General features: G+C 70.7%; 31 protein-coding genes. 17 read left to right on the top strand and 14 right to left on the bottom strand.

All coding sequences use genetic code 11. The features are described from left to right. Positions 1-12: 12 nt before the first annotated feature. Entirely contained in the window at positions 13-762 is a 750-nt protein-coding gene (lexA, locus tag ACUP6Y_RS18590; protein ID WP_462552335.1) for a transcriptional repressor LexA, read from the bottom strand. 266 nt (positions 763-1,028) lie between these two features. Here lexA and ACUP6Y_RS18585 point away from each other — a divergent pair, with 266 nt between their 5' ends. Continuing rightward, on the top strand, positions 1,029-1,415 hold the full coding sequence (locus tag ACUP6Y_RS18585; protein WP_462552334.1) for a LysM peptidoglycan-binding domain-containing protein: 387 nt from the start codon (positions 1,029-1,031) through the stop codon (positions 1,413-1,415). Between the two features lie 137 nt (positions 1,416-1,552). Here the strand turns inward: ACUP6Y_RS18585 and ACUP6Y_RS18580 are convergent, their stop codons facing one another. Continuing rightward, on the bottom strand, positions 1,553-1,882 hold the full coding sequence (locus ACUP6Y_RS18580; RefSeq protein WP_462552333.1) for a hypothetical protein: 330 nt from the start codon (positions 1,880-1,882) through the stop codon (positions 1,553-1,555). A gap of 409 nt (positions 1,883-2,291) precedes the next feature. Between ACUP6Y_RS18580 and nrdR the strand changes: the two genes are divergently transcribed. The 4 genes from nrdR to ACUP6Y_RS18560 all read left to right on the top strand — a co-directional run bounded on the left by nrdR (position 2,292) and on the right by ACUP6Y_RS18560 (position 6,557). After that, positions 2,292-2,783 (top strand): transcriptional regulator NrdR, encoded by a 492-nt coding sequence (gene nrdR, locus ACUP6Y_RS18575; protein WP_462552332.1) that lies wholly within the window; start codon positions 2,292-2,294, stop codon positions 2,781-2,783. 137 nt (positions 2,784-2,920) lie between these two features. Next, positions 2,921-5,809: a vitamin B12-dependent ribonucleotide reductase gene (locus ACUP6Y_RS18570; protein ID WP_462552331.1), complete on the top strand. Its 2,889-nt coding sequence runs from the start codon at positions 2,921-2,923 to the stop codon at positions 5,807-5,809. Positions 5,810-5,919: 110 nt separating this feature from the next. Then, positions 5,920-6,147, top strand: coding sequence for a hypothetical protein (locus ACUP6Y_RS18565; protein WP_462552330.1), 228 nt, complete (start codon positions 5,920-5,922; stop codon positions 6,145-6,147). Further along, positions 6,144-6,557 (top strand): PIN domain-containing protein, encoded by a 414-nt coding sequence (locus ACUP6Y_RS18560; RefSeq protein WP_462552329.1) that lies wholly within the window; start codon positions 6,144-6,146, stop codon positions 6,555-6,557. Before ACUP6Y_RS18565 ends, ACUP6Y_RS18560 begins: the two co-directional genes overlap by 4 nt. A 122-nt stretch (positions 6,558-6,679) precedes the next feature. Here the strand turns inward: ACUP6Y_RS18560 and ACUP6Y_RS18555 are convergent, their stop codons facing one another. Then, positions 6,680-7,069, bottom strand: coding sequence for a (deoxy)nucleoside triphosphate pyrophosphohydrolase (locus ACUP6Y_RS18555; protein WP_462552328.1), 390 nt, complete (start codon positions 7,067-7,069; stop codon positions 6,680-6,682). A gap of 154 nt (positions 7,070-7,223) precedes the next feature. Between ACUP6Y_RS18555 and ACUP6Y_RS18550 the strand changes: the two genes are divergently transcribed. From ACUP6Y_RS18550 to ACUP6Y_RS18540, 3 genes are all read left to right on the top strand, one after another. Next, positions 7,224-7,829, top strand: coding sequence for a DNA-3-methyladenine glycosylase (locus ACUP6Y_RS18550; RefSeq protein ID WP_462552327.1), 606 nt, complete (start codon positions 7,224-7,226; stop codon positions 7,827-7,829). Between the two features lie 20 nt (positions 7,830-7,849). Continuing rightward, entirely contained in the window at positions 7,850-8,173 is a 324-nt protein-coding gene (ppnP, locus tag ACUP6Y_RS18545) for a pyrimidine/purine nucleoside phosphorylase (protein WP_462552326.1), read from the top strand. A 68-nt stretch (positions 8,174-8,241) separates the two neighbouring features. Then, positions 8,242-8,628: a hypothetical protein gene (locus tag ACUP6Y_RS18540; RefSeq protein WP_462552325.1), complete on the top strand. Its 387-nt coding sequence runs from the start codon at positions 8,242-8,244 to the stop codon at positions 8,626-8,628. Between the two features lie 18 nt (positions 8,629-8,646). Here the strand turns inward: ACUP6Y_RS18540 and ACUP6Y_RS18535 are convergent, their stop codons facing one another. The 5 genes from ACUP6Y_RS18535 to ACUP6Y_RS18515 all read right to left on the bottom strand — a co-directional run bounded on the left by ACUP6Y_RS18535 (position 8,647) and on the right by ACUP6Y_RS18515 (position 11,783). After that, entirely contained in the window at positions 8,647-9,153 is a 507-nt protein-coding gene (locus ACUP6Y_RS18535; RefSeq protein WP_462552324.1) for a flavin reductase family protein, read from the bottom strand. Then, a complete protein-coding gene (locus ACUP6Y_RS18530) occupies positions 9,146-9,901 on the bottom strand; it encodes a dihydrofolate reductase family protein (RefSeq protein ID WP_462552323.1) in 756 nt (251 codons plus the stop codon). Before ACUP6Y_RS18530 ends, ACUP6Y_RS18535 begins: the two co-directional genes overlap by 8 nt. A 36-nt stretch (positions 9,902-9,937) precedes the next feature. Further along, the gene (locus tag ACUP6Y_RS18525; protein ID WP_462552322.1) at positions 9,938-10,345 is read right to left on the bottom strand and encodes a DUF2237 family protein; all 408 of its coding nucleotides are present in this window, start codon (positions 10,343-10,345) and stop codon (positions 9,938-9,940) included. Between the two features lie 96 nt (positions 10,346-10,441). Next, the gene (locus ACUP6Y_RS18520) at positions 10,442-11,074 is read right to left on the bottom strand and encodes a hypothetical protein (RefSeq protein WP_462552321.1); all 633 of its coding nucleotides are present in this window, start codon (positions 11,072-11,074) and stop codon (positions 10,442-10,444) included. Continuing rightward, entirely contained in the window at positions 11,058-11,783 is a 726-nt protein-coding gene (locus ACUP6Y_RS18515) for a FadR/GntR family transcriptional regulator (RefSeq protein WP_462552320.1), read from the bottom strand. The genes ACUP6Y_RS18520 and ACUP6Y_RS18515 overlap by 17 nt, the downstream gene beginning before the upstream one ends. Positions 11,784-11,885: 102 nt before the next feature. On the opposite strand from ACUP6Y_RS18515, the gene ACUP6Y_RS18510 reads away from it, so the two are divergent. The 4 genes from ACUP6Y_RS18510 (at position 11,886) to ACUP6Y_RS18495 (ending at position 16,364) form a co-directional block, all read left to right on the top strand. After that, a complete protein-coding gene (locus tag ACUP6Y_RS18510) occupies positions 11,886-12,422 on the top strand; it encodes a gluconokinase (protein WP_462552319.1) in 537 nt (178 codons plus the stop codon). Between the two features lie 9 nt (positions 12,423-12,431). Beyond that, a complete protein-coding gene (locus ACUP6Y_RS18505) occupies positions 12,432-13,808 on the top strand; it encodes a GntP family permease (RefSeq protein ID WP_462552318.1) in 1,377 nt (458 codons plus the stop codon). Between the two features lie 316 nt (positions 13,809-14,124). Continuing rightward, the gene (locus tag ACUP6Y_RS18500) at positions 14,125-15,819 is read left to right on the top strand and encodes an NAD(P)/FAD-dependent oxidoreductase (RefSeq protein ID WP_462552317.1); all 1,695 of its coding nucleotides are present in this window, start codon (positions 14,125-14,127) and stop codon (positions 15,817-15,819) included. Next, complete coding sequence (locus ACUP6Y_RS18495) at positions 15,816-16,364, top strand: hemerythrin domain-containing protein (protein WP_462552316.1); 549 nt, start codon at positions 15,816-15,818, stop codon at positions 16,362-16,364. Before ACUP6Y_RS18500 ends, ACUP6Y_RS18495 begins: the two co-directional genes overlap by 4 nt. Before the next feature lie 50 nt (positions 16,365-16,414). Here the strand turns inward: ACUP6Y_RS18495 and ACUP6Y_RS18490 are convergent, their stop codons facing one another. From ACUP6Y_RS18490 to ACUP6Y_RS18475, 4 genes are all read right to left on the bottom strand, one after another. Beyond that, the gene (locus ACUP6Y_RS18490) at positions 16,415-16,735 is read right to left on the bottom strand and encodes a hypothetical protein (protein WP_462552315.1); all 321 of its coding nucleotides are present in this window, start codon (positions 16,733-16,735) and stop codon (positions 16,415-16,417) included. Positions 16,736-16,834: 99 nt separating this feature from the next. Continuing rightward, the gene (locus ACUP6Y_RS18485; RefSeq protein WP_462552314.1) at positions 16,835-17,854 is read right to left on the bottom strand and encodes an HAD family hydrolase; all 1,020 of its coding nucleotides are present in this window, start codon (positions 17,852-17,854) and stop codon (positions 16,835-16,837) included. Then, complete coding sequence (locus ACUP6Y_RS18480) at positions 17,847-19,121, bottom strand: PucR family transcriptional regulator (protein WP_462552313.1); 1,275 nt, start codon at positions 19,119-19,121, stop codon at positions 17,847-17,849. The genes ACUP6Y_RS18485 and ACUP6Y_RS18480 overlap by 8 nt, the downstream gene beginning before the upstream one ends. Positions 19,122-19,279: 158 nt before the next feature. Beyond that, positions 19,280-19,615: a DUF6907 domain-containing protein gene (locus ACUP6Y_RS18475; protein ID WP_462552312.1), complete on the bottom strand. Its 336-nt coding sequence runs from the start codon at positions 19,613-19,615 to the stop codon at positions 19,280-19,282. Between the two features lie 168 nt (positions 19,616-19,783). Here ACUP6Y_RS18475 and ACUP6Y_RS18470 point away from each other — a divergent pair, with 168 nt between their 5' ends. From ACUP6Y_RS18470 to ACUP6Y_RS18460, 3 genes are all read left to right on the top strand, one after another. Next, the gene (locus ACUP6Y_RS18470) at positions 19,784-20,065 is read left to right on the top strand and encodes a helix-turn-helix domain-containing protein (protein ID WP_462552311.1); all 282 of its coding nucleotides are present in this window, start codon (positions 19,784-19,786) and stop codon (positions 20,063-20,065) included. 131 nt (positions 20,066-20,196) lie between these two features. Then, on the top strand, positions 20,197-20,478 hold the full coding sequence (locus ACUP6Y_RS18465) for a helix-turn-helix domain-containing protein (RefSeq protein WP_462552310.1): 282 nt from the start codon (positions 20,197-20,199) through the stop codon (positions 20,476-20,478). Positions 20,479-20,736: 258 nt separating this feature from the next. Continuing rightward, a complete protein-coding gene (locus ACUP6Y_RS18460) occupies positions 20,737-21,867 on the top strand; it encodes a helix-turn-helix domain-containing protein (protein WP_462552309.1) in 1,131 nt (376 codons plus the stop codon). A gap of 69 nt (positions 21,868-21,936) precedes the next feature. Here the strand turns inward: ACUP6Y_RS18460 and ACUP6Y_RS18455 are convergent, their stop codons facing one another. Both ACUP6Y_RS18455 and ACUP6Y_RS18450 read right to left on the bottom strand, forming a co-directional pair. Continuing rightward, on the bottom strand, positions 21,937-22,581 hold the full coding sequence (locus ACUP6Y_RS18455; RefSeq protein ID WP_462552308.1) for a hypothetical protein: 645 nt from the start codon (positions 22,579-22,581) through the stop codon (positions 21,937-21,939). 84 nt (positions 22,582-22,665) lie between these two features. After that, positions 22,666-23,328 carry a hypothetical protein gene (locus tag ACUP6Y_RS18450; protein WP_462552307.1) on the bottom strand — a complete coding sequence of 221 codons (663 nt, stop codon included), beginning with the start codon at positions 23,326-23,328 and terminating at the stop codon, positions 22,666-22,668. 210 nt (positions 23,329-23,538) lie between these two features. Between ACUP6Y_RS18450 and ACUP6Y_RS18445 the strand changes: the two genes are divergently transcribed. Together ACUP6Y_RS18445 and ACUP6Y_RS18440 are read left to right on the top strand one after the other, a co-directional pair. Beyond that, positions 23,539-24,540 carry a hypothetical protein gene (locus ACUP6Y_RS18445; RefSeq protein WP_462552306.1) on the top strand — a complete coding sequence of 334 codons (1,002 nt, stop codon included), beginning with the start codon at positions 23,539-23,541 and terminating at the stop codon, positions 24,538-24,540. Between the two features lie 130 nt (positions 24,541-24,670). After that, on the top strand, positions 24,671-26,527 hold the full coding sequence (locus ACUP6Y_RS18440) for an Ig-like domain repeat protein (protein WP_462552305.1): 1,857 nt from the start codon (positions 24,671-24,673) through the stop codon (positions 26,525-26,527). The last annotated feature ends 35 nt before the right edge of the window (positions 26,528-26,562 follow it).

Below are 26,562 nucleotides of genomic sequence, written 5' to 3'. Positions count from 1 at the left end.
CGGCACAGGGCGTCACACCCGCCGCAGCACCGCCGTCACCTTGCCGAGGATGGTGGCGTTGGTGCCGTCGATCGGTTCGAACGCGGGGTTGTGGGGGAGCAGCCAGATCTGGCCGCCCTTGCGCTGGAGGGTCTTGACCGTCGCCTCGCCGTCGATCATCGCGGCGACGATCTCGCCGTTCTCGGCGGTGGGCTGCTGCCGGATCACGACGTAGTCGCCGTCGCAGATCGCGGCCTCGATCATCGACTCGCCGCTGACCTCGAGCAGGAACAGCTGGCCGTCGCCGACGAGCTGGCGTGGCAGCGGGAAGATGTCCTCGACGCGCTCCTCGGCGAGGATCGGCCCACCGGCCGCGATCCGGCCGACGACCGGGACGTTGGCCGGCACCGGGGCGGCGTCGCCGATCCCGGTCTCGTCGTACGTCGTCTCCTCGGCCGTCCCCATCGCGCGGCGGGCCGCCATCACCTCGGGCAGGAACACCTCGAGCGCGCGAGGCCGGTTGGGGTCGCGCTTGAGGAAGCCCTTCTCCTCGAGGGTGCGCAGCTGGTGGGCGACGCTGGAGGTGCTGGTGAGGCCGACCGCCTGGCCGATCTCGCGCATGCTCGGCGGGTAGCCCCGCTTCTCGATGCTGTCTTTGATGTGGGCCAGAACCCGCTGCTGGCGCGGGGTCAGCCCGGTCGCGTCGGCAGGGCCGTCGGGCAGCTCGGTGACGCTGCTCGCCTGCCCGCCGCCCTTGCGCTCAGTGCCCTTGCGCTCAGCCATGGATCGCCCTCCAGATCGGGTCGGGGTGTGCGGCCCGGATCGACCGGGCCCGTGTGACGACGCTAACCGAACCCGCCCGCTGGTTCAAACATCTGTTCGAACCGCGTGTCGCGACACGCCGGTCGAACGAACTTTCGAACAGGTGCTGGAAATCTTCGAACACCTGATCTAGTCTCGTACACATGTTCGATCGAACGCCTGATCGAACACCTTCCGTCGGACCCCCTGGATACAACAGGACCCGTCCACTTCCCCCGGAGGTCATCATGAGCACCATCACCGTCGCACCCCGCGTCACTCAGGCCCGCCGTACGACGCCCGCCGCTCGCCCTGCTGCGCGGCCCGCCGCGCGTGGCCGAGTCCGGCTGACCCGGCGTGGCCGCGCGGTCGTCTTCCTGCTGGCCCTCGCGGTCGTCACCCTCGCGGCGGTCTGGCTGGCCGCGGGCTCGGCGGCGACCCGCGTCGGCGGTGGCGCGCCGGCGGTCGAGCTGGTGACCGTGGCCCCCGGCGACACGCTGTGGGACATCGCCAGCGACGCCGCGGCGACCTCGGGCGACGACGTGCGCGACATGATGCAGACGATCCAGCAGCTCAACACCCTCGACGGCAGCCTCGTCTACGTCGGCCAGGAGTTGCGCGTCCCCACGCGCTGAGCCGATCGGGCGGCTGCGCGGCCCGACCATGACTTCTCCACTGCCTCGACCCCAGTGGAGATTGGGGAAGACGGGGGGCGGGATCCGACCGAACCGGATCCCGCCCTTCGCGCGTCTTCGGAGGAGGCGGGTGGTGCTCAGCGCGCCGCGCGCTTGCCGCCCTTGGGGGTGCCCGGGTCCCGCTTGGGGCGGGGCTCGTGATGGTGCGACATGCCGAGCGCGCGGGACAGGCGGATGGCCAGCATGAAGGTGAGGAAGAGGCAGAGCATCGCGCCCAGCGAGGCGACCGTCATGAGCACCCAGGCGCTGGTCTTGCCGTCGTGGCGCCCGGTTGCGCCGAAGTCGATGGCGGCGACGACGAGGTATCCCCAGGCCACGATCGAGGCGGTCGCGCCCGCGGCGATGAGCAGCAGGGCGGGGCGGAATGTCGCCTTCGCCCGATCGCCAGCCCGCTTGCCACCCGTCACGGCGGTCATTGTTGCCGATGGGTGGATGGAATGCTCGGCCAACCCGCCCGCGGGGCTTCTCGGGTCCGCGCCGGGGCCGGCTCGCCTGGTGGGGGTCGGGGTGCTCGAGCGGCTGCGAAACGCCGGTCGGAGCACTGCCTTCCGAGCGCCTTTGGGCGGGGTGACCTGCGCAAACGCGGACGGGACCGGGCGGGCGCCGAACTCGTGTCGACCCGCGCTTGCATCGCTGGTGGCCGAGGCGTACGGTTACCACTACATCTAGTAGTTACAACGGTGTAGTTCTCCACATCTAGTCCACAGAACGACCCCTCGTCACCCACAGGACCAGAGCGGAAACACACAGAAAGCTCCCACTTCTCCACAGGGTGGGGCTTGTCCACAGCTCGTATCCTCGGGAAGGAGGGGACCCATGCACTGTCCGTACTGCAAGCACCACGACACCAAGGTCCTCGACTCCCGCGTCTCCGACGACGGCTGCTCGATCCGGCGCCGCCGGGTATGCCAGTCGCCGAGCTGTGAGAAGCGGTTCACGACCGTCGAGGCCATGCAGCTGACCGTGCTCAAGCGCTCCGGTGCGACCGAGCCGTTCACTCGCGTGAAGGCCGTCGCCGGCGTCCGCAAGGCCTGCAAGGGTCGCCCGGTGGACGAGGACGACCTGGCCCGGCTGGGCCAGGAGGTCGAGGACCAGCTGCGGCTGGCCGGCAGCCCCGAGATCGCCGCCCACGAGGTGGGCCTGGCGATCCTCTCGCCGCTGCGTCGTCTCGACGAGGTCGCCTATCTCCGCTTCGCCTCCGTCTACCGCGGCTTCGACTCGGCCGCCGACTTCGAGAACGAGATCTCCCTGATGCGGGCCGAGCGCCAGCTGCAGTCCGAGGGAGCCCAGCCCGCCGCGACGGGCTGACCACGAACGCCCGGCAGGTAGTGGGGAAGCTGCCTGCCGGGCCACCATCTTCCCCGTTTCGAGCAGGAGCCCTCGCCGTTCCTGCCGCACCGCCGACGCCACCGCCGAACACGCCGACACAGGAGACCAGGAGAGCCATGACCGAGACGGCCCGCAGCCAGACGCCCAGCGAGACGGCCAGCTACCCGGAGAACGGGCTGAAGATCCAGCGGGTCTTCAGCACCGAGGGTGTGCATCCGTACGATGAGATCACCTGGGAGCGGCGCGACGTCGTCCAGACCAACTGGAGGACCGGCGAGACCGTCTTCGAGCAGCTCGGGGTCGAGTTCCCCGACTTCTGGTCGCTCAACGCCTCCACGATCGTCACCACCAAGTACTTCCGCGGCGCGGTCGGCACGCCCGAGCGGGAGCGTGGCCTCAAGCAGCTCATCGACCGAGTCGTGTCGACCTACGTCAAGGCGGGGCGGGAGCACGGCTACTTCGCGAGTGCGGCGGACGCGGAGGTCTTCGAGCACGAGCTGACCTGGCTGCTGGCCCACCAGTACTTCTCCTTCAACTCCCCGGTCTGGTTCAACGTCGGCACGACCGCTCCGCAGCAGGTCTCGGCGTGCTTCATCCTCTCGGTCGACGACTCGATGGACTCGATCCTCAACTGGTACAAGGAGGAGGGCTTCATCTTCAAGGGCGGCTCCGGTGCCGGCCTGAACCTCTCCCGGATCCGCTCCTCCAAGGAGCTCCTCAGCAGCGGCGGCACTGCCTCGGGCCCGGTCTCCTTCATGCGCGGCGCCGACGCCTCGGCCGGCACCATCAAGTCCGGCGGCGCCACGCGTCGCGCGGCCAAGATGGTCGTCCTCGACGTCGACCACCCCGACATCGAGGAGTTCGTCGAGACCAAGTGGCGCGAGGAGGACAAGATCCGCGCCCTGCGCGACGCCGGCTACGACATGGACCTCGGCGGCAAGGACATCACCTCGGTCCAGTATCAGAACGCCAACAACTCGGTGCGTGTCAACGACGAGTTCATGCGCGCCGTCGAGAACGGCACCGAGTTCGGCCTGCGGGCCCGGATGACCGGCGAGGTCATCGAGACCGTCGATGCCCGCAGCCTGTTCCGCAAGATCAGCGAGGCCGCGTGGGCCTGCGCCGACCCGGGCCTGCAGTACGACGACACGATCAACGACTGGCACACCAACCCCGAGACCGGCCGGATCACCGCGTCCAACCCGTGCTCGGAGTACATGTCGCTCGACAACTCCTCGTGCAACCTGGCCTCGCTCAACCTGCTCAAGTTCCTGCGCGAGGACGACACCTTCGACGCCGGTCTGTTCGCCCAGGCCGTCGAGCTGATCATCACCGCGATGGACATCTCGATCTGCTTCGCCGACTTCCCGACCGAGCCGATCGGCGAGACCACCCGCGACTACCGCCAGCTCGGCATCGGCTACGCCAACCTCGGCGCCCTGCTGATGGCGATGGGCCTCGGCTACGACTCCGAGGGCGGTCGCGCGATGGCGGCGACCGTGACCTCGCTGATGACCGGCACGTCGTACCGCCGCTCGGCCGAGCTCGCCGCGATCGTGGGCCCCTACAACGGCTACGCGCGCAATGCCGAGGCGCACCAGCGCGTCATGCGCAAGCACCAGGCCGCCAACGACGACGTGCGGACCCTGCACATCGCCGATGCGGAGGTCCACAAGCTGGCCACCGAGGAGTGGGCGAAGGTCGTCGACCTCGGCAAGGCCAACGGCTTCCGCAACGCGCAGGCCTCGGTCCTCGCGCCCACCGGCACCATCGGCTTCATGATGGACTGCGACACCACCGGCATCGAGCCCGACTTCTCGCTGGTGAAGTTCAAGAAGCTGGTCGGCGGCGGCTCGCTTCAGATCGTCAACCAGACCATTCCGCGGGCGCTGAAGAAGCTCGGCTATGACGAGGAGAAGATCGAGGCGATCGTCGCCTACATCGGCGAGCACGGCCACGTCGTCGACGCCCCCGGCCTCAAGCCCGAGCACTACGAGATCTTCGACACCGCCATGGGCGAGCGCTCGCTCAAGCCGATGGGCCACGTGTTGATGATGGCGGCCTGCCAGCCGTTCCTCTCCGGCGCCATCTCCAAGACGGTCAACCTGCCCGAGTCGGCGTCCGTCGAGGACATCGAGCAGATCTACCTCGAGTCGTGGAAGCTCGGCCTCAAGGCCACCGCGATCTACCGCGACAACTGCAAGGTCGGCCAGCCGCTGGCCGACGGTGGCGGCAAGGCCAAGAAGGACGCCGCCGAGGCGGCCGACGCGGGCGCCAAGGTCGTCGAGAAGGTCGTCGAGAAGGTCGTCTACGCACCGACCCGCAAGCGCCTCCCGAAGTCCCGCCAGGCCCGCACCACCTCTTTCACGGTGGCCGGCGCCGAGGGCTACATGACCTCGGGTGCCCACGACGACAACACTCTCGGTGAGATCTTCCTCAAGCTCGGCAAGCAGGGCTCGACCCTGGCCGGCGTGATGGACGCCTTCTCGATCGCGGTCTCCATCGGCCTGCAGTACGGCGTCCCGCTCGAGACCTACGTCTCGAAGTTCACCAACCTGCGCTTCGAGCCTGCCGGCCTCACCGACGACCCCGACGTCCGGATGGCCCAGTCGATCATGGACTACGTCTTCCGCCGCCTGGCGCTGGACTACCTGTCCTTCGACGAGCGCTCCGCCCTCGGTATCTACTCCGCCGACGAGCGCCAGCGTCACCTCGAGACCGGCTCCTACGAGCCCGTCGAGGAGACCGGCAACGCCTCCGAGCTCGTCGAGACCACCCACGCCAAGGCCGCCCCGGTCGAGGCCGAGGTCGTCGAGGTCGCCGACGAGGACCTCCTCGCCGGGGTCCCCGAGGTCAAGGTCGCCAAGACCACCGCCGAGCTCCTCGAGCAGATCACCGGCCACGCCGTCGACTCGCCGCTGTGCCTGACCTGCGGCACGAAGATGCGCCCCGCCGGCTCCTGCTACGTGTGTGAGGGCTGCGGCAGCACCTCCGGCTGCAGCTGATTCTGAGCGACATAGCCGACGATGCGGACGAGGGCGGCCATCCGGAAGGGTGGCCGCCTTCGACGAATCCAGCCCTACCGAGTGGATCGGGTTGTCGGTAGGATTGCGGTATGTCCGCAGAGCCCACCTTTGAGAAGGCGTCCTGGACCATCCCGTCGGATGTTCTTGAGGCCGTGCGTCGGCATGCCCCGCGCGGGAAGGTCTCGGCGTACGTCGCAGACGCTCTGCGACGTCAACTCGAACTCGATGATCTCACCGCCCTGGTCGCCGAGATGGAGGCAACGAGCGGACCGTTCGATCGTGAGGCTGTGGCGCGATACGCGGACGAGATGCGGTGAGCGGGAGGACTCTTCGCGTCGTCATCCTCGACTCCGAAGGTCTGGCTCGGGCGAGTCGTCATGATCGGGATCTTGGTCAGCGCCTGGCGGCGGCGCGTGACAACGGTCAGAGAGTGATCGTTCCGGCTGTCGTCGCGGCCGAGATCATCACCGGCAGGCCGACGGACGCGGGCGTCTACCGGGTGCTGAAGCGTCTGATTCCCGAACCAATCTCCCTTGACCTTGCCGCACGGGCTGGCGAGCTCCGTGAGCGGGCCGGGCGCGCCCGGCGAAAGAAGCGCGACCTGACGATCGACGCGATCGTCGCTGCCGTGGCGATCGCGAGGGCGCCGTCCGTCGTTCTGACTGCGGATCCGGAGGACCTCCGACTGCTGACAGAGGGGCATGACGTCCGCGTGATCGGCCTTTGACGCGAGGTGGCGCCCGCGAATACCGCACGCTCGAATAGGTACACGCCGCCGGTAAAGCGAGCCCGTACGACGGCCTGGCTCCTCCTTGGAGGGGCCGGGGCGTCGGGCGTTCCGGCCGCACCTCAGGCGAGCGCGCGCCCGACCAACTCGACCGCCGGTACATCGGCCGGCGCCCAGTCCAGCTCGCCGAGCCGGTCGCCCGGCAGCCACCGCACGGCCGCGTGCTCCACGGGCAGCGGCGTACCGGACACCACCCGGCACCAGTACGTCGACAGCACCACCACGACCGACGACCCGGCGTGCCGCGTGGTGGTGACCGGCTCGCCCACCTCCACGACGCAGCCGAGCTCCTCGTGGATCTCCCGGGCCAGCGCGGCCCGCGGCGTCTCCTCGGGCTCGATCTTGCCGCCCGGGAACTCCCACAGCCCGCCGGCCTCGCCGCCCGGGCCGCGCTGGGCGCACAGGACGAGGCCGTCCCGCACGATGACGGCGCCGACGACCTCGATCTCCACGGCCCTGATGTTCGCAGGTCGGTGGCCGACCATGACGCCCTGGTCTGCCTGACGTACGCCGTGGTCGAGCGCGAGTGTCGGTGGTCGTCCTCGCCGACGTGAGTGCCGACGAGACCTGGACCGGAGCGGCGCTGGCGGTGGCTATCGTCGTCCGGTGAGTGCAGCCGACCGAGCCGACGTCGTACGACGGGCGCGGGCCCTGTTGGGCCGAACCATCACCGGCCACGGGGTCACCGTGCGGATCACCGAGGTGGAGGCCTACGGTGGGTGCGAGGACCCGGCCTCGCACGCCTTCACGCGCACCCCGCGCTCGGCGATCATGTACGGCCCGGCGTACCGGCTGTACGTCTACCGCTCCTACGGGATCCACTTCTGCGCCAATGTCGTCACCGGGCCCACCGAGATCGGGGCGGCCGTGCTGCTGCGGGCCGGTGCAGTGACGGGCGGCGTGGAGCTGGCTCGGTTCCGGCGCGGGGAGACACCACCCGAGCGCGACCAGCAGCTGGCCAGGGGACCGGGCAATCTCGCGCAGGCGCTCGGCATCACCCTTGACGACCTCGGGACCGACCTCCTCGCGCCGCCGCGGGGGGACGACGACACCGGGGTCCGCCTCGGTCCGGAGGTCCGCGCCCACAAGCCGATCAGCTGCGGCCCGCGGGTGGGCGTGTCCAAGGCGGCCGACGTCCCGTGGCGGTTCTGGCTGGAGGGGGACCCGACCGTGTCGGCGTACAAGAGAAGCCCCAGGGCGCCGAAGGGCTGAGGGGCCACTACGCTCCGGCCGTGACCAGTGAGCACCCGACGTACGAGAACGTCACCCTCGACCCGCAGGCCAACGTCTACTTCGACGGCGCCTGCGTCAGCCACACCTTCCACCTCGCCGACGGCACCCGGAAGTCGGCGGGTGTCATCTTCCCGGCCAGCCTGACCTTCGGCACCGCCGCGCCCGAGGTGATGGAGCTCAACGCCGGTCGCTGCCGGATCCGGCTGGCGGGGACGGAGGAGTGGCGGGAGTGTCGCGCGGGGGAGTCGTTCAGCGTGCCGGGCGACTCGTCGTTCGACATCGAGGTCCTCGAGACGCTGGGGTACGTCTGCCACTACGGCTGATCCGGCCCCGGAGGAGGGCCTGTGGATGAGCGCCGACGCCCCGGCGCGATCTGACGCAGGCTCGGTCCATGATCGAACACGACTTCCCGCCCGTCGCCGACCAGGTGGCCCTGGAGCGCGCCTGGCACCTGCTCCTGGGCCGCCTCGGCTTCCTCGCCCCACGACTGTGCATCCTGCTCCTCGACCACGACCGGCCGGTGCATGTGCTCGAGGTGGCCGAGGCACCACTCGATCCCGAGCCAGGCGGGTTCGAGAGCATCCGGATCCTGGTGCAAGAGGCCCGGCAGCACGACCTGTCCTGCGCGTTCCTGTACGCGCGCCCGGGCGGATCCGCCCGCACCGCGGGCGACCTGGCCTGGGCGCGCGGGCTGGCCGCGTTGGACGAGCGCTGGCCGGTCCACCTGGCCAACGACGTCGAGGTGCGGGTCGTGGCGCCCGACGACCTCGCGCCGTGAGGTCCGGCCCCGGGGCGATCACGGACGGATGGAGCGCTCGTTGCTGTCGTGCCCGGGCTCGAGGCCGTCGGCGTCGGAGACGCGCAGCGGGTGGAACGCTCCGGCCGTCCAACTGCCGACGACGCGCGCGGTGAGACAGACATGGTCACCGCCGTCGTCGAGCAGGGTGATCCGCTCGACGAGGATCCGGTTCGGGCACGAGCGCAGGAGGGGGACGCCGCCGTGTTCATCGACCTCGAGATCGATGAACTTGTCCGCGTCTGTGCCGCTGCGAGTCCCGAACCGCTCCGCGACCGCAAGGTCGCCGGCGGTGAGGAAGTGGACGCCGAACCGGTGAGCGCGCAGGGCGACGCGGTAGGTGTGGTTCGCCTTGGACAGCCACACGCAGTAGTGCTCCGGCGTGATGCTGGACTGGCTGTGGAAGCCGACCAGACAGCCGGCCCGTTGGCCCTGCGCCGCGGTCGTGACCACGACCAGCGCGGGGTCGGTGGACGCCATCAGCCGGCTGAAGGGATCCTCACTCATCGGCACCTCCGGTGCGCTCGTATCTCAGGAACAGCGCATCGGCCTCCGTCATCACCCACCGGAGCCGGTACCGGCTGATCGCGGCACCGGGCGGGTTCACGCAGACGGGCAGCGGGTCGCCGCCGATCACCGGCGACACCGACAACAGCAGCTCGTCGAGCCGGTCGGCCGCGACCAGCTCACCCAGCCAGGTCGGGCCGCCCTCACACAGCACGACCCGGTGGCCGAGCGACGCCAGTGTGCGCAGCGCCGTGACCGGATCGACGCGCTCGTCGCCGGCGACCACGACCCTGGCGACCCGGTCGGCGTGGGCGAGCCGCGCGGGAGAGGCGGCCGAGCAGGTGACGACGTAGGTGCGGGCGTCCTCGGGTGCATCTGTGAACACGCTCGCGTCCCAGTCCAGGTCGAGTGATCGGCTGACCACCGCGACCGGGGGAGTGGGCGACAGCCCCTGCCGAGTCCGCGCCCGCCGGGCCTCCTCGGTCAGTCGAGCAGGTCCGTACCCTTCCCGCCGGACCGTCTCCGCGCCCACCAGCACCACGTCGGCGATCTGCCGCATCCGGCGGAAGAGTGCCTGGTCCGCGTCGGTCGACATCGCGCCCACCCGGCCCGATCTGGCGGCGGTCCCGTCCAGGCCCGCCACCATGTGGCCGGTGACCCAGCACTCGTGGCGTGGTCGTGACCGGTCGACCGCGAGGTAGGGCGTCAGGGGGTCGCCGATCTCGGGTCCGTTCTCGAGCAGCTCCACGGTCCGACAGTAGCCACCAGGCGCGAGAGGAACCGCTCAGACCAATCCGCTCAGATCGTCGGGTACGTCGACGGCGTACCCGCGCAGCACCTCGAGCGGGATCAGCCCGAGCGTGCGCTCGTTGGTCGAGGCCAGCACCACCGGAGCGGCTGCCCCGTCGACGTGCGCCTGGAGCCAGCGTCCGGCGACCACGCACCACCGGTCACCCGGCTGCAGGCCGGGGAACCGCCACTCGGGGCGCGGGGTCGACAAGTCGTTGCCGACCGAGCGCTGGTGGGCGAGGAACTCCTCGGTCATCACCGCGCACACGGAGTGCAGGCCGACGTCCTGGGGACCGCACGAGCAGGTGCCGTCGCGGTAGAAGCCGGTCATCGGGTCGGTGCCGCAGGGCTGGAGCGGCTCGCCCAGCACGTTGCGCTCGGGAAGTCCGCCGGCCTCGGTCACGGGATCAATCCTCGCCCCAGGCGAGCAGCTGTGTCGACCGGGTCCGGTTGGCGGCGGTGGCGAGCAGGACCAGCAGGGCGAGGATCGCGGATCTCCTCAGCCGCAGTTGTCGCACACGCCCGTGGCCGGCAGCGCCATGAAGCACGTGGGGCACACCGCGACCACCGGCTCCGCCCTCGCCGGCTTGGCGGGCGGCTTCGGCTTGGTCGCGCGCGGAGCGCGGGGAGCCTTCTCGGTGGCGGCCGGGACCCGGCTCTCGCGGACGGTGGGCACCGGCGGCGCCTCGACGACCGGCGGCACCCAGCCTGGGGGCGGCGGGTCGGTGATGCCGAACCGGGCGAGCACCTCGCGGGCCGCGTCGGTCGGCTGGTGCTTGGGCCGGGTCACGATGTCGAACGGCGACGAGGCGCCCTCGAGGAAGGTCTGCGCGTCCGGGCGCAAGGTGGCCGGCGGCCGGCGGTGCCGCCACCGCTGCGGGGTCGCGCCCTTCTGGGTGATGGTCACCAGCTCGGGACGGTCCCAGGCGACCAGCGCCCAGTCGTCGTGGTGGCTGGTCGCCCACACCGCGAGCGCGACGTCGCCCGCGTCGGCGGCGGCGCGCAGTGCGATCCGCTCGGGGTTCGAGAACCGGCCCTTGACGTGGAGGACGCCGGGCAGCGGCTCGGAGACGTCGTACTCCTCGCCCTGCAGGTGGGTGATCAGCTTCGCGAGGTCAGGCGTGTTCTCCATCGCTCCCGAGGATAGTCGAGGGCGCCGCGTCCGCGACGACCGCGTCGGTCGCCTCCGCGATGATCGTCTCCATTGCCGCCCGGGCCGCGACCGCATCGCCCGCGCGGACCGCGCGGGCGACCTCGACGTGCAGGTCGATCGCCTCGGCCTTGGGCCTGGTCGGCATCAGGTGGTGGTGGGTCCGCCCGGACAGCACCTCGGCGACCACCCCGTCCAGTGCGGCCAGCATCTCGTTGCCGGAGGCCTCGAGCAGCACCCGGTGGAAGACGATGTCGGCGGCCAGGAACGCCTCGAGGTCCCCGGCCCGGCCATGCACCACCATGTCGCCGACCGCCGCGGTGAGCGCGCCGCACTGCTCCGGCGTCGCGCGTACGGCGGCCAGCCCGGCCGCGACCGGCTCGAACCCGCTGCGCAGCTCACCCAGGGAGCGCAGCTGGGCGGCCCGGTCCTCGGAGTCGAGCCGCCAGCGGATCAGGCGCGGGTCGAAGACCTGCCATCCTGCGCGGGGCTGCACGGTCAGGCCGACCCGGCGGCGTGAGGCGACCATGCCCATCGACGCCAGCACCCGGACCGCCTCGCGCGACACGGAGCGGCTGACGTCGTACTCGGTGTCGATGTGGTCGAGCGTCAGCACCATGCCGGCGGCGAGATCTCCGCTGACGATCCGGCGCCCGAGGGCGTCGAGGACGTCGTCATGCAGCGCGGCCACGGCCCACCTCCAGTAGAAATCAGATTTATTTCGGGAAGGATCTTGTTAAAAGCAGATTAATGGTTGCAGACTGTGACGGCCAGCACATCTTCGGGAGGTTCCATGAGCAGCACCCGCACCGACGGTAGGCCGACCGCGCTCCTCGTCGTCATGGGAGTCTCCGGGTCGGGCAAGTCGACCGTGGGCGCCGCGCTCGCACAGCGGCTCGGCGTCCCGTTCGCCGACGCCGACGACTTCCACCCGCCGGCCAATATCGCCAAGATGACCGCCGGCATCGCGCTCGACGACGACGACCGGATCCCCTGGCTGGAGGCCATCGGCCGATGGCTCGACGAGCGCGACGGGCGGGGCGGCGTGATCAGCTGCTCGGCGCTCAAGGTGGCCTACCGCGACCGGCTCCGCGCGCACACGCCGCGGGTCGCGTTCGTCCACCTGCACGGCAGCCGCGAGGTCATCGCGCGGCGCCAGGCCAGCCGTCCTGGCCACTTCATGCCGGCCTCGTTGCTGGACTCGCAGTTCGACACGCTCGAGCCGCTCGGTCCCGACGAGGCCGGCCTCGTCATCGACGTCGACCAGTCCGTCGACGCCATCGTCCAGGAGTACGTCGCCCGGTCCGCCCGGTCCGACGGCCAGGCCTGAGGAGTTCCCATGTCCGTCCCGCTCATCGCCGCCGGCACCGACCTCGTCGAGCCGGTGGCCTCCGAGGGCCGCCTGGTCCTGGCCGCCCTGCTCGGCATCGGCGTCATCGTCGTGCTCATCATCGCCGCGAAGGTCCACCCCTTCCTCGCGCTCACCGGTGGTGCATTGACCGTCGGCGTGGTCGCCGGCGTCGACGTCGAGACCGCGATCGCCAGCTATACCAACGGATTCGGTACGACGGCCGCCGGCGTCGGCATCCTGATCGCCCTCGGCGCGATGTTCGGCAAGCTGCTCGCCGACAGCGGCGGCGCCGACCAGATCGTCGACACGATCATCGGTCACGCCTCCCCCCGCGCGCTGCCGTGGGCGATGGCCGTGGTCGGCGCGATCATCGGCCTGCCGATGTTCTTCGAGATCGGCCTGGTGCTGCTGATGCCGGTCATCTACCTGGTCGCCCGCCGCTCCGGCCAGTCACTGGTCACCATCGGCATCCCTGCCCTCGCCGGTCTGTCGGCCATGCACGGCCTGGTCCCGCCGCACCCCGGTCCGCTCACCGCCATCGACTACCTCGGCGCCGACCTCGGCACCACCCTCGCTCTCGGCGTCGCCGTCGCGATCCCGACCGTGATCATCGCCGGGCCGGTCTTCGGCCTCGTCGGCCGGTACGTCGAGGTTCGTGTCCCCGACCGCTTCGAGGGCCGGCCGGACGAGAACGCCGCCGAACGGCCGTCGTTCGCCACCACCATCGCGTCGGTCCTGCTGCCCGTGGCGCTCATGATGGGCAAGGCGCTGGCGGACATCTTCATCGACGACGCGACCGACCCGTTGCGTCGTACCCTCGACGTGCTGGGCACCCCGCTCATCGCCCTCGCCATCGCGGTGGTGGTCGGGATGTTCACGCTCGGCGGCCGGATGGGGCGCGACGGCGTCTCGAAGTCGCTGGAGTCCTCCCTGCCCGGTGTGGCCGGCATCCTGCTCATCGTCTCCGCCGGCGGTGGCTTCAAGCAGTCGCTGGTCGACACCGGCATCGGCACGATCGTGGCCGAGCGGGTCGCCGACTCCAACATCTCCGTGCTCGTGCTGGCCTGGTTCGTCGCGGTCCTGATCCGGCTCGCCACCGGCTCCGCGACCGTTGCCACGGTCACCGCGTCCGGCCTGCTCGCTCCGCTGACCGCCCAGCTCTCCAGCGGCGAGGTGTCGCTGATGGTGCTCGCCATCGGCGCCGGGTCGGTGTTCTTCTCGCACGTCAACGACGCGGGCTTCTGGCTGGTCAAGGAGTACTTCGGGATGAGCGTCGGACAGACCCTCAAGACCTGGTCGGCGATGGAGACGCTGCTGTCGGTGTGTGGGCTGGTGTTCGTGATGGGGCTCAACCTGGTCATCTAGGTCCGGCCCGTCGTACGGGTCGATCACTCGGCACCCGCTCCGGGCGAAGTCCGGGAGCGCCTGATGCTCGAACCACCAGCGCAGCACCGTCGCCTGCTTGACGTCGCGACGCTCGAGGAGTCGGATGCCGCGTTCGGTCTCGAACACGGTGACGGCGCTGATCATGCACAGCTCGCCGTTCAGCCCCAGCCACCGGGTGACGGCGTTGGTGTTCCACGGTACGTGCCGTCGAGGGCTGAGAACCTTTCCATTCGCCGATCATGCGCCGAGGCCCCGACACTGGCGGGGCACTTTCCACAGCCGTCAGACTGGACCCGTGACCGACCCCGTCATCCTGCTCGTCTCCGGCGACCACCTCGACGTCCTCGCCGAGCAGTTCCACCGCTACCAGCGCGAGTACGACGTCCGCGCGGTCGGGAGCGCCGCCGAGGCGAACGCCGTCCTCGAGGCTGCCCGCCGTGGCGGGCAGCAGGTCGCGCTGATCGTGACCGAGTCCCAGCTTCCCGACGAGCAGATGCTGATGGCGATGCACGACTGGCGCGCGCTCGTGCCGACCGCGCGGCGGCTCGTCGTGATCCCGATCAGCCGGTTCGGCGAGGAGAGCGCGTCGCTGCGGCCCTACCTGCAGAAGGGCAAGTTCGACACCTACCTGGTGCTCCCGCAGGGTCGCCGTGACGAGGAGTTCCACTACGCGGTGACCGAGATGCTCAGCGACTGGGGCGCGACGGTCGCCACCGCCGAGGTCGACTCGGTGCGGATCATCGCCCCCGAGGGCCTGCCGCTGGCGCTGGCCGTCCGGGACTTCCTCGACCGGCAGGGCATGCCGCACCGCAGCTACCTGCCCGACAGTCCGCAGGGGCGGGAGGCGTTGGCGCGGCTGGACGGGCCGCCGTCGTACCCACTGGTCCACCTGACCTCCGGTGTCCTCGCCGACCGCCCGGTGCTGATGCCGACCTCCACCCGCGAGCTCGGCGCGATGATCTACGGCCGTCCCTCCGACGTCGAGGTCGACACCGTGGTCGACCTCGCGGTCGTCGGCGCCGGTCCGGCCGGTCTCGCCGCGGCGGTGTACGGCGCCTCCGAGGGCCTGTCCACCGTGGTGATCGAGTCCGAGGTGATCGGTGGCCAGGCCGGGACCAGCTCGATGATCCGCAACTATCTCGGCTTCCCGCGGGGCGTCTCGGGTCAGCGCCTCGGCCAGCGCGCCCGCGTCCAGGCGATCAGGTTCGGCGCCCGGTTCTTCACCGGATGGCCGGTCATCGAGCTGCGACCCGGCGCCGCCGGTGCGCCGCACACCCTGGTCACCGAGGGCGGTGAGGTCCGCGCCCGCTCGGTGCTCGTCGCGGCCGGCGTCGCCTACCGCCGTCTCGGCATCGAGCCGCTGGAGGAGCTGGTCGGCGCGGGTGTCAACTACGGCGCCGCGATGACCGCCGCCCGCGAGATGGAGGACCGCGACGTGTACGTCGTCGGCGGCGGGAACTCCGCCGGGCAGGCCGCCGTCCACCTCGCCCGGTTCGCGCGCTCGGTCACCATCCTGATCCGTCGCGACGATCTGGCGGCGACCATGTCGACGTACCTCATCGACGAGATCGCGTGGAATCCGCGGATCGAGGTACGGCCCTGCACGGAGATCATCGACGGCGGCCCCGACGACAGCGGCCAGCTCGGCTGGCTGCGGCTGTGCGACGTGCGCACCCGCGAGGAGGAGCGCGTCGGCGCCGGCGGTCTGTTCTTGCTGATCGGCGCCGCACCCCACTGCGACTGGCTGCCGGCCGACGTACGACGTGACGAGCATGGCTTCGTGCTGACCGGCCGCGACGTTCCCACCGAGTGCTGGGTCGACGGCCTCCCGCCCGAGAACCTCGGCACCTGCGTGCCCGGCGTCTTCGCGGCCGGCGACATCCGCTCGGGGTCGATGAAGCGGGTCGCGTCGGCCAGCGGCGAGGGCGCGTCGGCGGTCTCGCTCGTGCATGGATACCTCGAGGGGCTGCGGGTACTGCCCGCGTCATGACCTCCGGAATCGACCTGGGCCGCCCCACGTCGGGCGACGTCATCGACCTGATCAGCGACGACCACCGTCGGTTCGAGCAGCTGCTCTCCCAGCTGCGCCTCGGTACCGCCGACCGCGACGCCGTTCGCCGCGCCTTCGCCGACGTGCTCGTCGCGCACGGTGAGGCGGAGGAGCAGATCGTCTACCCGGTGCTGCGCAAGGCGGCGTCCGACATCGACGCGCACGACGTCGAGCACGGCCGAGAGGAGCATGCCGAGGGCAATGACGCCCTGCTGGCGCTGCTCGAGCTCAAGGGGACCGACACCCAGGCGTTCTCCGACGCGGTCGAGGAGCTGAGCAACCTGGTCGCCCACCACATTGCGGAGGAGGAGCTGAGCATCCTCGAGCCGGCCCGCACCGAGGTCTCGACCAAGGTGCGCTGGGACCTCGGCGGCAAGTGGGCCAAGCGGCGCAACGAGCTGATCGACGACGGATGCGGCTCGATCGACAACGTACGACGGATCGTGGCCGCCGCCCAGCGAGAGGGCCTGCTGGAGGATGCCTGACGTCCCCGGTGAGGAGCGCCGGCGGGCGGCGGGCGGCGACGAGCGGCCCGTCAGGCGGCGGGGTGGCGCAGGAGATGCGCCTTGACGATCCGGAGGTCGTCCTCGACGACGCCGAGGCGGTGGTCGATGGCGTCGAGCCGGACGCCCATGACCTCGGCAAGTCGGTCGGTCTTGGCGTCGGTCCTGGCGTCGAGGCCGTCGATCTTGTGGTCGAGCGCGGCGATCCGGTTGCCGAGAGACTCATGGCTCGCCCGCAGCTCGGCGCGCAGCATCGAGACGGTGTAGCGCGTCGAGACGCCCAGCGCGGCGAACATGACCGCGCTGAAGACGCCGATCAGCGTCCAGACCTGCGGGTCGTTCACCAGTTCCACCTCTCCAGTGTGCATTGCCTCACCGTGCGACGTCCGGTGCCACCGGCCCGGCGCACCCTGTGGACAAGCCGGTCGGCACGGCACGGCCCGAGGGTCCGGTCAGGCACGGATCCGGAGGAGGACGGCGACCATCAGCGCTGCGTGGGCGACGGCGTACCCGGCGGCCGCGGCGGCCGGCAGGACGCCGAGCAGGGCGAGGGCGGCGCCGAGCAGGCCTCCGCTGCCGGCGACCAGGCGCAGCCGGGGGCCGGTGGTGGCCGTGGATCGTGCGAGCCGCAGGGCGTGGTGGACGCGCGTGACGTCGAGGTCAGTGAGCGCTATCGCCACCAGGCCGTCGGCGGTGTTGCTGAGGGCGAGATCGGCCGCGGCCAGGGCGTTGTCGTCGGCATCGCGACGCGCAGCGACGGCGACTGTGCGACCCTGCTCCTGCAGTTCGACGACCAGTCGGCTCCGCTTCTCGGGCGCGGTCTCCGCATGCCACTCCTCGATCCCACAGGTCCGTGCGAGGTGCTCGGTGTTGAGTTCGCTGTCGTCGGAGACGAGAACGGCGGCGATGCCGTCGCGGGCGAGGGCGGCGACGGCCTCGGCGGCGTGGGGGCGGACTTCGTCGCCGACGGTGAGGTAGCCGATGGGCCGGTGGTCGAGCTCGACGGCGACCGTCGTGCCGAGGCCGGGCCGGTCCGGCATGCCGACCCAGTCGGGCCGCCCCACCCGGACCGGGTGCCGGTCGACCGAGCCGCGGATGCCGAGGCCCGGCTCGTGGACGACCCCGGCCAGCTTGCCGCGCGCCGACAGCCGCGCGATCGCCCGTCCGATCGGATCGGGGGCGGCGTGCTCCAGGGCACCGGCGAACCAGCGCAGGTCGCGGTCGTGGTCGACGTCGATGGGGTCGACCGAGCTGACCCGCAGCTCGCCGGTCGTGACCGTGCCCCAGCGGTCGAGGAGCAGGGTGTCGACCCGTGGCGCCCGGCGGATCGACGCCGGGGCAGCGAGAACGACGCCGGCCCGTTCGCTGCGGGCCCGGGCGGTCCAGGCGGGGAGCGGTGCCAGCAGGGCGATGACGGGACCGATCAGGACGAGGAGGACGGCGATCGCCACCGAGGTACTGAGGTCAGGCATCCGGCACACCGCTGTCGGCGGCCTGCAGGGACTGGAACCGCTCGAAGTCGGTCTGGTCGCCAGCGATCCACAGCGGCACGCTGGCCTTGAGGACGAGGAACAGCTGCGTGACCACACCGGGGTCGTGCAGGTCGTCGCCGAAGAGCTCGTTGATCCGACGCCACCGGTAGCGGACGGTCTGGGGGTGGACGCCGAGCCGGGCGGCGATCGCGGGCGCGGAGTCGCGCGACTCGAGCCAGACCAGCAGTGTCTCGGAGAGGATCTCGCGGGAGTTGGGGGTCTCGGCGAAGAGCGGCTGGAGGAGGTCCTGTGCGAGCTGGCGGCGCATCACCGGCTCGGCATGGAGCCAGATCTCGGTGCGGTGCGCGCCGCAGTCGATCACGGGCCGCGCCGGGATGACGCCCTTGCCGACCAGTGCCAGGGCGCGCTGGGTCCAGCGGTGCGCTGCCGGCGCGTCTCGAGGGACGACCGGCCAGCACACGGCGATGCGGGCGTCGGGGGCCTGAGTGCGGACGGCGTCGAGTGCGTCGTCGGTGGCGTCCTGGGGTGTGATGAGGGTGACCAGGTCGGGCGTGACCCGGCACAGCGCCGGTCCGGGCAACCGCTCCGGGGCGATCGCGACGTCCGCGGTCGGCTCGAAGGAGCTCACGACGACACGTTCGGGAAGCGGCCAGTGGGCGACCGCGGCCTGGGCTTCGACGTCGCTGGGATCGCTGCCGGCGAGCAGCGCGTCGCAGAGGCGGCGCCGGGCCAGGCCCTGGTCCTGCTCGCGGGCGCGGGTGCCGGCGTTGTGCCCGTGGCGCACCTGCGCGATCAGGTGCGCCACGAAGGTGTCCAGTGCATCCTTGAGATCAGCCAGGGCGTACGGCGAGACGCCCGCATCGGCCGTGGCGACCCGGATCTCGTCCCAGCAGGCGCGCGCCGCGATCCGCACCGCGCTGGTGACGGCACCGGTGTCGCCGCCCACACCCGCCTCCCGGTAGCCCATCTTGCGGTACAGGTCGTTGAGTGCGGTCGGGGACACCTCCTCGGCCATGGCGAGGTCGAGGAAGTACGACGCGGCGCTGTTGACCGCGGTGAAGATCAGCTGGCGGCGCCGTTCCCCGTGGGCGAGGTCCGGCACGGTCGCCCGGATCTCGTCCGCGATCCGCTGTGAGATCCGCGGCAGTCGTTGGCGCACCTTCGCCAAGGGCAGCCTGATCGCCTCCGGCAGGGAGAGCGGCGGGTCCGGGGTGGGGGAGGTGGCCGGAACGGCGGTGTCGGTCACGGCGTCCCACCTCTTCTCTCCGCGCGCCGGGCTGCCGCGTGCAGGTGTGTCCCTGGCCACAGTGTGTCTCCTGGAGGTGTGGTCGCTCAACCCTTGGTGACGCATCACCAGGGCTCGCGGTTCGGTTTCGGGTGCTCGGGGGCGCCGTCGCCCAGCGCTCAGTCGTCGGCTCCGAGCGCCAGCTGCGCTCGGAGCGCATGGACGAGGACCTGGGCGGACTCGCGGGTGAGAGCGAGCCGCGGCAGCCGGCTCAGCGCCGGTTGGATGGTGACCCAGTCGGTGAGGTCGTCGAGCTGGCGACTGACATGGACGATGAGGTCTATGCCGGCGGCTGAGGCCGCGGCGGGGATGGTGTCGTCCGTCGCGGCGATCACCGGCACGTACGCCGCCTCGCTGGCGTGGTAGCGATCCTCGGGGTGGTCGTCCTCCTCGTGCTCGCGAACGCACCACGCAGGGCACGGCTCGAGTAGCCACGTGGGTCGCGGGTTGTCCATCAGGCGCCTTTCGAATGTCGCGTGGGTGTCGTTCGGAATCGACAGTAGGTAGAGGTGTCGACACGGAGGGTGTCGGTGGGCCGGTTTGTCCACAGGCGCCGAGGGGCATACCTGTATTCCCATACCAGTATGGACATCTTGTGCCTCCCCTGCGGCCAGGGTGGGGGCGTGCCACGTCTCGTCCCTCCGCCTGCCTGGACGGCGTACGCCCGCGAGGTCGGCCACAATCTGAAGCGCGCTCGTGCCGCGCTCGGCGTCAGTCAACGGCAGGTCGCCCTCCGGGCGGGGATCGAGCCGAACACCTATCAGCGCTTCGAGAAGGGCGAGTCCAGGCCGGGTTCGCCGCTCAATCCGGAGCTGTTGACGCTGATCGCTCTCAGTCAGGCACTCGAGGTCGAGGTGGGCGACCTGCTGCCCGTCGGTCCGCCGGACGTCACCCAGGGGCGTTGATCGAGCGGACCTCGCGTGAGTTGTCATCCGGGTGACAAGTCTCGGTGCGTTCGGCGGTCTTCCGCGACCCGTGAGCAGATCCCCATACGAGTGTGACCACTCTCGGATTCCCATACGCTGATGGTGAATCGGTGCCCCGACAGAGCCCCTCGCGCGACTGGCCGACCTATGCCCGGGAGATCGGGCACAACCTCAAGCGGGCCAGGACCGCGCTCGGCCTCAGTCAGGAGGCAGTGGCCCAGCGAGCCGGCATCTCCGACTTCACCTACTTCAAGTACGAGAAGGGCGAGTCGAAGCCGGGCACGCCGGCCAACCCCACTCTGCGCAACCTGATCGCGCTGTGCCAGGCCCTGGACGTCACTCTCGGCGACCTGCTCCCGCCCGTGCCGCCCGACGTCACCGAAGGTCGCTGAGCGGCCTCGGGTTGTCACCCCGGTGACAACTCTGCCGAGCCTCTGGGCGTTGCGCCGTCGTTAGTGCGACACGGCGACCGCTGCTGTGGCTGGATCGATCCGGCGGATGGAACACGCATCGGTTCGGCCATCGGAGGAGCCTTGGTTGCTGAGCAGCCTGGAGACGCGGGCGAGTCGCCGGGACGGGGCAGTCGCGGGCGACGCGGAGGTGATGCCCTGCCGTGCGGTCTCGACGGCCGAGCCGGGAGCATCCCGTCGGTGGCCGTCGACCTACTGGCGCCCTGGCAACCGGTGCTGGTCGACCGAGTCGCGATGCGCATCCAGCAGGAGGTGCTGGACTATGCCGGTCCAGCACGGGGTCGACGTCATGCCCTGATCCGCGATGCCGTCGACCGAGCCGTCACGGACTTCTTGGAGCTGGTCCGGGGGAACACCCGCCAGCATGCCGAGGTCGACTTGCTGTTCCGGCGACTGGGAACCGGGACCATGGTCGAAGGACGGCACATCGCGGCGATGCTCTCCGCCCTGCAGGTCGCGGCTGCGGACGTCTCGGCCATGGTCGTGGACGTGGCGGAGAAGGCCGGGGTGCCGGCCGCGGGCGTGGTGCCGTTCGGGCCGTCGATCATGGGCTACCTGCGCCATCTGAGCAGCCAGGCGGAGGTCGGCTTCCTCGACGCGCGGCGCCACAGCCGCAACACACGGAGCATCCTGGCCCGGGCGCTCCTGCGTGGTAGTGCGGAGGAGACCCTGGCCGAGTTGGCTGCCGCTGCCGACTGGGCGCTGCCCCGTCGGCTGGTCGTCCTCGTGGTCGAGGGTGAGCCGGGCTTCGACACCAGGAGCCTGGAGCCGGCCGTCCTCATCGAGCCCGAGGGTCATCGCCATGTCGTGATCGCCTGCGAGACGGTCGCGCCCGCGCTACGACGACAGCTGGAGCGGGCGACGGAGGTCACGCTCGTGGCGGTCAGCTGGCCGGTCGCTCCCGCCGAGGCGCGTCATGCCTACCGTTGGGCCCGCCGAGCGCTCTCGTTGCACTACAGGGACAGCCTGGATGCCGTCGGCACGGTCATCGACTGTGCCGACCATGTCGCGCAGCTGTGGCGTCACGCGGACCAGCCGCTGCGCGAGGTGTTCGTGGACGGGGTGCTGGGCCCGCTGGCCAGCCTCGCCGATCGCGACCAGCGGGTGTTCGCCGAGACCTTCCTGCTCTGGCTGACGACCAGGGAGCCGATGTCGCGCCTGGCGGAGGTGCTCAGGGTCCATCCGCAGACCGTCCGCTATCGCATCCGGCGGATGAGGGCGCTGTTCGGCGACCGCCTCGTAGACCACGAACAGACCTCGCTGGTCATCACCGCACTGGATCTCTGGCTCGCGGGGCCAGGCCATCGCTGAGCCCGGTCGACGCGCCTGTGCCCGTCCGGGCGACGGCCGGACGGGCACAGGGAACCGGGGCGAGCGGTGTCAGAGGATCCGCAGGTTCTCCACCTGGAGCTCGACGCTGTTGCCGGAGCCCGGGATGATCGTGTTGATCAGCCAGGTGTTCAGGCCGCAGTCCTGGAAGTCCCCGATGCTGTACTCCCCAGCGACGCGGCCACCGAGGATGAGGGGGAAGCTCTCGCCGGCGGGAGTGTCGACGGCGATGCTCACCGGCTGCTCGGTCCGGCAGTGCGACCCGGTGAAGGTGGGGAATCCGCCGATCTTGATGTTCGACAGTCGCACGTAGTATGTGGCGACTGCGTGGACGGCAGACGACGGCGTGTTGAGACCGGTGATCTGACCGGTCAGTGGCGCGGTCTCCTCGAAGGCGACGTCGGCCGTCACCGGCAGGAAGCCGAACAGCTCGAACTTGGTCCGGGTTCCCGGCAGCGGCATGCTTCCGATGAAGCTGCCGTCGGCGAGGTCGAGGTTGGCGGTGAGGGTGCTGGGTCCGAGCGCGATGTCGGAGTCGGTGCTCGCGATGTGGGTCGAGCCGGTGACGTCGTACTGCACATCGAGGTTGGGCGCGGCGTGGGCTGCCGTCGGGGTCAGGCTGAGCAGGAGCGCGACGATCGCGGTGAGGGCCAGGCCGGCGAGACTGGGCAGCCGGGTGAGTCGATGGGTCTTCATGACGGTCCTTTCGAAGGGGAGGAGATCAGACTGGAGTGGGGTGGCGGTCCGGTGGGTCCGCCACCCCACTCCATGGACGGTTCGTCAGGAGATGTTGACCGCGCCGCCGGTGACGCTCATGGCGAAGTCCGCCGTGAAGTTGGCGTTGTCGCCGTCCTGGATCAGCACACCGCAGCCGGAGGTGGCATTGGAGACGACCAAGTGCCCATCGAATCCGGTCTCGTTGATGACCAGGTGCTGCTTGCCGGCGCCATCGACCGTCTCGTTGAGGTAGCCCTCGGCGAGCGTGGTGACCCGGAAGCTGCAGCCGAGGCCGACCAGGGTCACGTCGGCGACGACATTGGAGACGTTGCCGTCGAGGTGGGTGTCGACGCCGGCGGTCGCGGCGCCGGTGGCGTTGACATACCACGGGTTGGTCGGCGCGACGATCACGTCGAACGTATTGAACGCGGTGCAGTCGTTCCACTCGGTGTCGGTGATGGTCGCCGCCTGCGCGCCGCTGAGTCCGGTTCCGGTGGTGACATAGCCGTCGGCGTCGACCGTGTCGCACGTCATCTCGAGCACGCCGCCGGTGTCCTGGTTCTGGACCTCGAACAGCGGGTTCGCCGCCGTGGCCGTGAAGTCATGGTTTCCGGGCGTGGTGCTGCCGCCGACGGCGATGTCGTAGGGCCCTGCCGCGAAAGCGGGTCCGGCGATGCTCACGATGCCGGCGGCCGCGACGACGGACAGCTTCTTGAGGTGCTTCATGGGAAACTCCTTGTTCTTTGTGAGGTGTGCCTCCCGGGCGGGAGCCGGGACCAGCACGCCGCAACCGCAGGTGTCCTGTCCACGGCGAAGAGCCCGATCCGCGTCGAATCGAGCCGGTCGTTATCAACCAGATGACAATCGAGGCCGCCGACGGCAGACGGCGGGCAGCATGCTCCGCGGGCCGGGTCGGACCGTGTCAGGGTGCCTGTCATGTGGAGGCGTGTCCTGGTCAGAGTTCCCCGGCGCAGGGCCGTGCGCGCGAGCCTGCTCGCGCTGACCCTGGTCGGCGGCATGTCCATCGCCGGCAGCGCGGCCGACGTGGGGCCCTATCCCGGCCTGCCCGGCAGGGCCCGGGTCACGTCCAACTGGTACGGCGCAGCGGTGACCACGATGACCGAGGTCGCGCGCGCTCGCCAGGCGATCCGGCTTCCCTTCCAGGCCGTCGCGGTCGACTCGGCGACGGTGGTGATGCCGACGCCTCCGGAGATGCGCGGATTCACGCGTCAGGAGATCCGGCTCAACTTCGTATCCCCGCCGGGGTCGCCTGACAACTACGGTCATCTGTTCCCGGTGCGCGTGCGCACGGTGGCCTTCGGAGCGATCCCGGTGGAGGCGACCTTCGCGCTCGCCCAGCTGCGCGACGAGGCCGGGCTGCCGGTGCCGCTGACCTCGCAGCTGGAGCTGCAGGCCTACCGAGACCCGCAGCCGGTCTCGCCCGACCTGCCGCCCGGACTGGTTCATGTCACGGACGGCTTTGCGGAGGGGCAGCTCGCGGTCCAGGTGACCAGCCTGCGAGTCGACGGGCAGGACGTCGGTCTCGGCTCCGACTGCCGCGGAGCGCGGCCCGTCGCCGTGCGGCTCGACGGAAAGGGGTGGTGGGACGTCGAGGCGGACGCCTACGGCATCGACTCCCAGCGCGCCTGGGAGACCGGCCACTACAACGGCGCCAACGGGGGCGTGCTCCACGGCGAGCTCGATCTGCCCGCCTTCGTCGGCTGCACGACCGCGAGCGGAGACGACCTCTCGCCTCTGCTCACCGCCGCCGTCGCCGGCCCTGCCGGCGTCACCGCCTACCAGAGTGGCATCCAGTGCTTCAACTATCTGCCGCCGCTCTACCTGACACCCGGGCCACCGCCGCCCGGCGCGGCCACGCCGGAGGCGGCCAACTGCGATCCGCTCCGGATGCCGCCTGTGCCGGACTACCCGCACTGATCGCAGGCCATTTGGCACCGCGGTCACAAAATCCGAGGTCCGATCGCCCGAACGTCGACGACGACGCCACAGCGGCGATCACAGCGCTCTTGACTGAGATCCGACGTACTCGACGAGATGAGGAGCCACCGTGGCCCGCAGATTCAACACCACAGCGACAGCGCTCACCGGGCTGCTCGCGCTGGGGGCACTTGCCCCGGCAACGGCCGCCCCGGAGGCGCCCGCCGTCCCGGTCCAGGACGCAGGACGCATCGTCGGCTGGGGCGGGGAGGGGACCGCCCCGGGCTGGACGGTGCCCGACGACTACCAGGACGCCGCGTTCAGCCAAGTGGTGGCCAGCGGCAACTACTTCAGTCTGGCGCTGACCGCCGGCGGCGAGGTGGTGCCGATCGGCGCTTCGGTCAGCGGGCTGGTCGAGCAGGTGCCCGACACGGTGCGTGAGGCGACCGTGACCTCGGTCGACATGGCAACCTCGGGCTCCAGTGCGGCGGCGGTCACCGACGACGGCCGGGTGGTCGTCTGGCCGGAGTCCGCGCTGGAGGGCGGACCGTCCTATGTGCCCGACGACCTCGACAACGCCGTGTCGGTGTCACTGGCCGCGCAGTTCGCGGCCGCCGTCACCGCCGACGGTCAGCTTGTCGTGTGGGGCGTGGACCCGCTGAACTACGGCCAGCTCAACGCCCCGGACGTGACCGGCGCGGTCAAGGTCGACCTCAGCGGCAATGCGGGCTTCGTGCTGCTCGACGACGGCACGGTCCAGGCGTGGGGTCGTCCCATCCAGGGCCAGCTCGACCTGCCCCCCGTGCTTACCGACACCACCGACGATCTCGACGTTGTCGACGTCGCCGCCCGCGCCACCGGCGGCCTCGCGCTGCTCAGCGACGGCACGGTCGTCTCCTGGGGCCAGCAGTCGACCACTAGCTTCGCCCCGCCGGCCGCGCTGGCCGGCAAGGACGTGGTGGCGATCGCCCACGGCGGCGGAAGCACCGACGGCGCACTCACCGCCGACGGCGGGTTCTACTTCTGGGGTAGCGTCAGCGGCACCTCCACCATGCTCGCGGCCGGCGTCCCTGCCGAGCTGACCGGAGCGTCGATCGCCCAGTTCAGCATCGGTACCGAGAAGGCACTGGTCATCGTCACCGACGTGCGGACGGTCGTCGGTGCCGCCGCCACTGGCACCGCCAAGTCCGGCGAGACCCTCACCGGCACCCCGGCCACCTTCTCCGGCGGCCCGACGGTGACCAACCAGTGGCTGGCCGACGGCGAGGAGATCGACGAGGCGACGGAGGAGACCCTGGAGCTCACCGACGAGGAGATCGGGAAGACGATCACCTTTCGTTCCACTGCCACCAAGGGCGAGGAGAGCGTGGAGTCGGTCTCCGCCCCGATCGGGCCGGTGGCGGCTGATGTGGTGTCCTCGACGCTCGCCGTGACCGCCACGGGCGGGACCTACGGCGCCGGCGGCACGGCCACGGTCACCGTCAGTGCCGACGGCGGGGCTGTCGCGACGGGCGCGGTCACGCTGAGCGCCAACGGAGCACCGGTGGGCAGCGCGCAGCTCAGCGGGGGGACTGCGACGGTCGCGCTGCCGTCGACCTTGGCGCCGGGGCAGTACACCCTGGCGGCGTCGTACGCCGGCAGCGGCGAGGTCACCGCGTCGAGCGGCTCGACGACCTACTCGGTGGTCAAGGCAGGTGCCGGCGCACCCACGTGGAAGCTCAAGAAGGCGCCGACGTCGAAGAAGAAGGGCAAGGCGATCGTCACGGTCGCGGCACCGGCCGGTCTCGCCGGCGCGACCGGCACGGTCACGGTGACCCTGAAGAAGGGCAAGAAGACCAAGACGATCACGGCCACCGTCAGCGGCGGCAAGGCCAAGGTCAAGCTGCCCAAGCTGGCGAAGGGCAAGTGGAAGGGCACCGTCACCTACGCCGGGGACGCCCACTACCTGCCCGCGTCCGCCAAGGCGAAGGTCAAGGTCAAGCGCTGACGGCGCTGCGACCGACGGGAGGGTACGACGATGAC

The sequence above is a fragment of the Nocardioides sp. S5-5 genome, from assembly GCF_054954065.1.
This window is presented reverse-complemented; position numbering and strand designations above follow the sequence as displayed.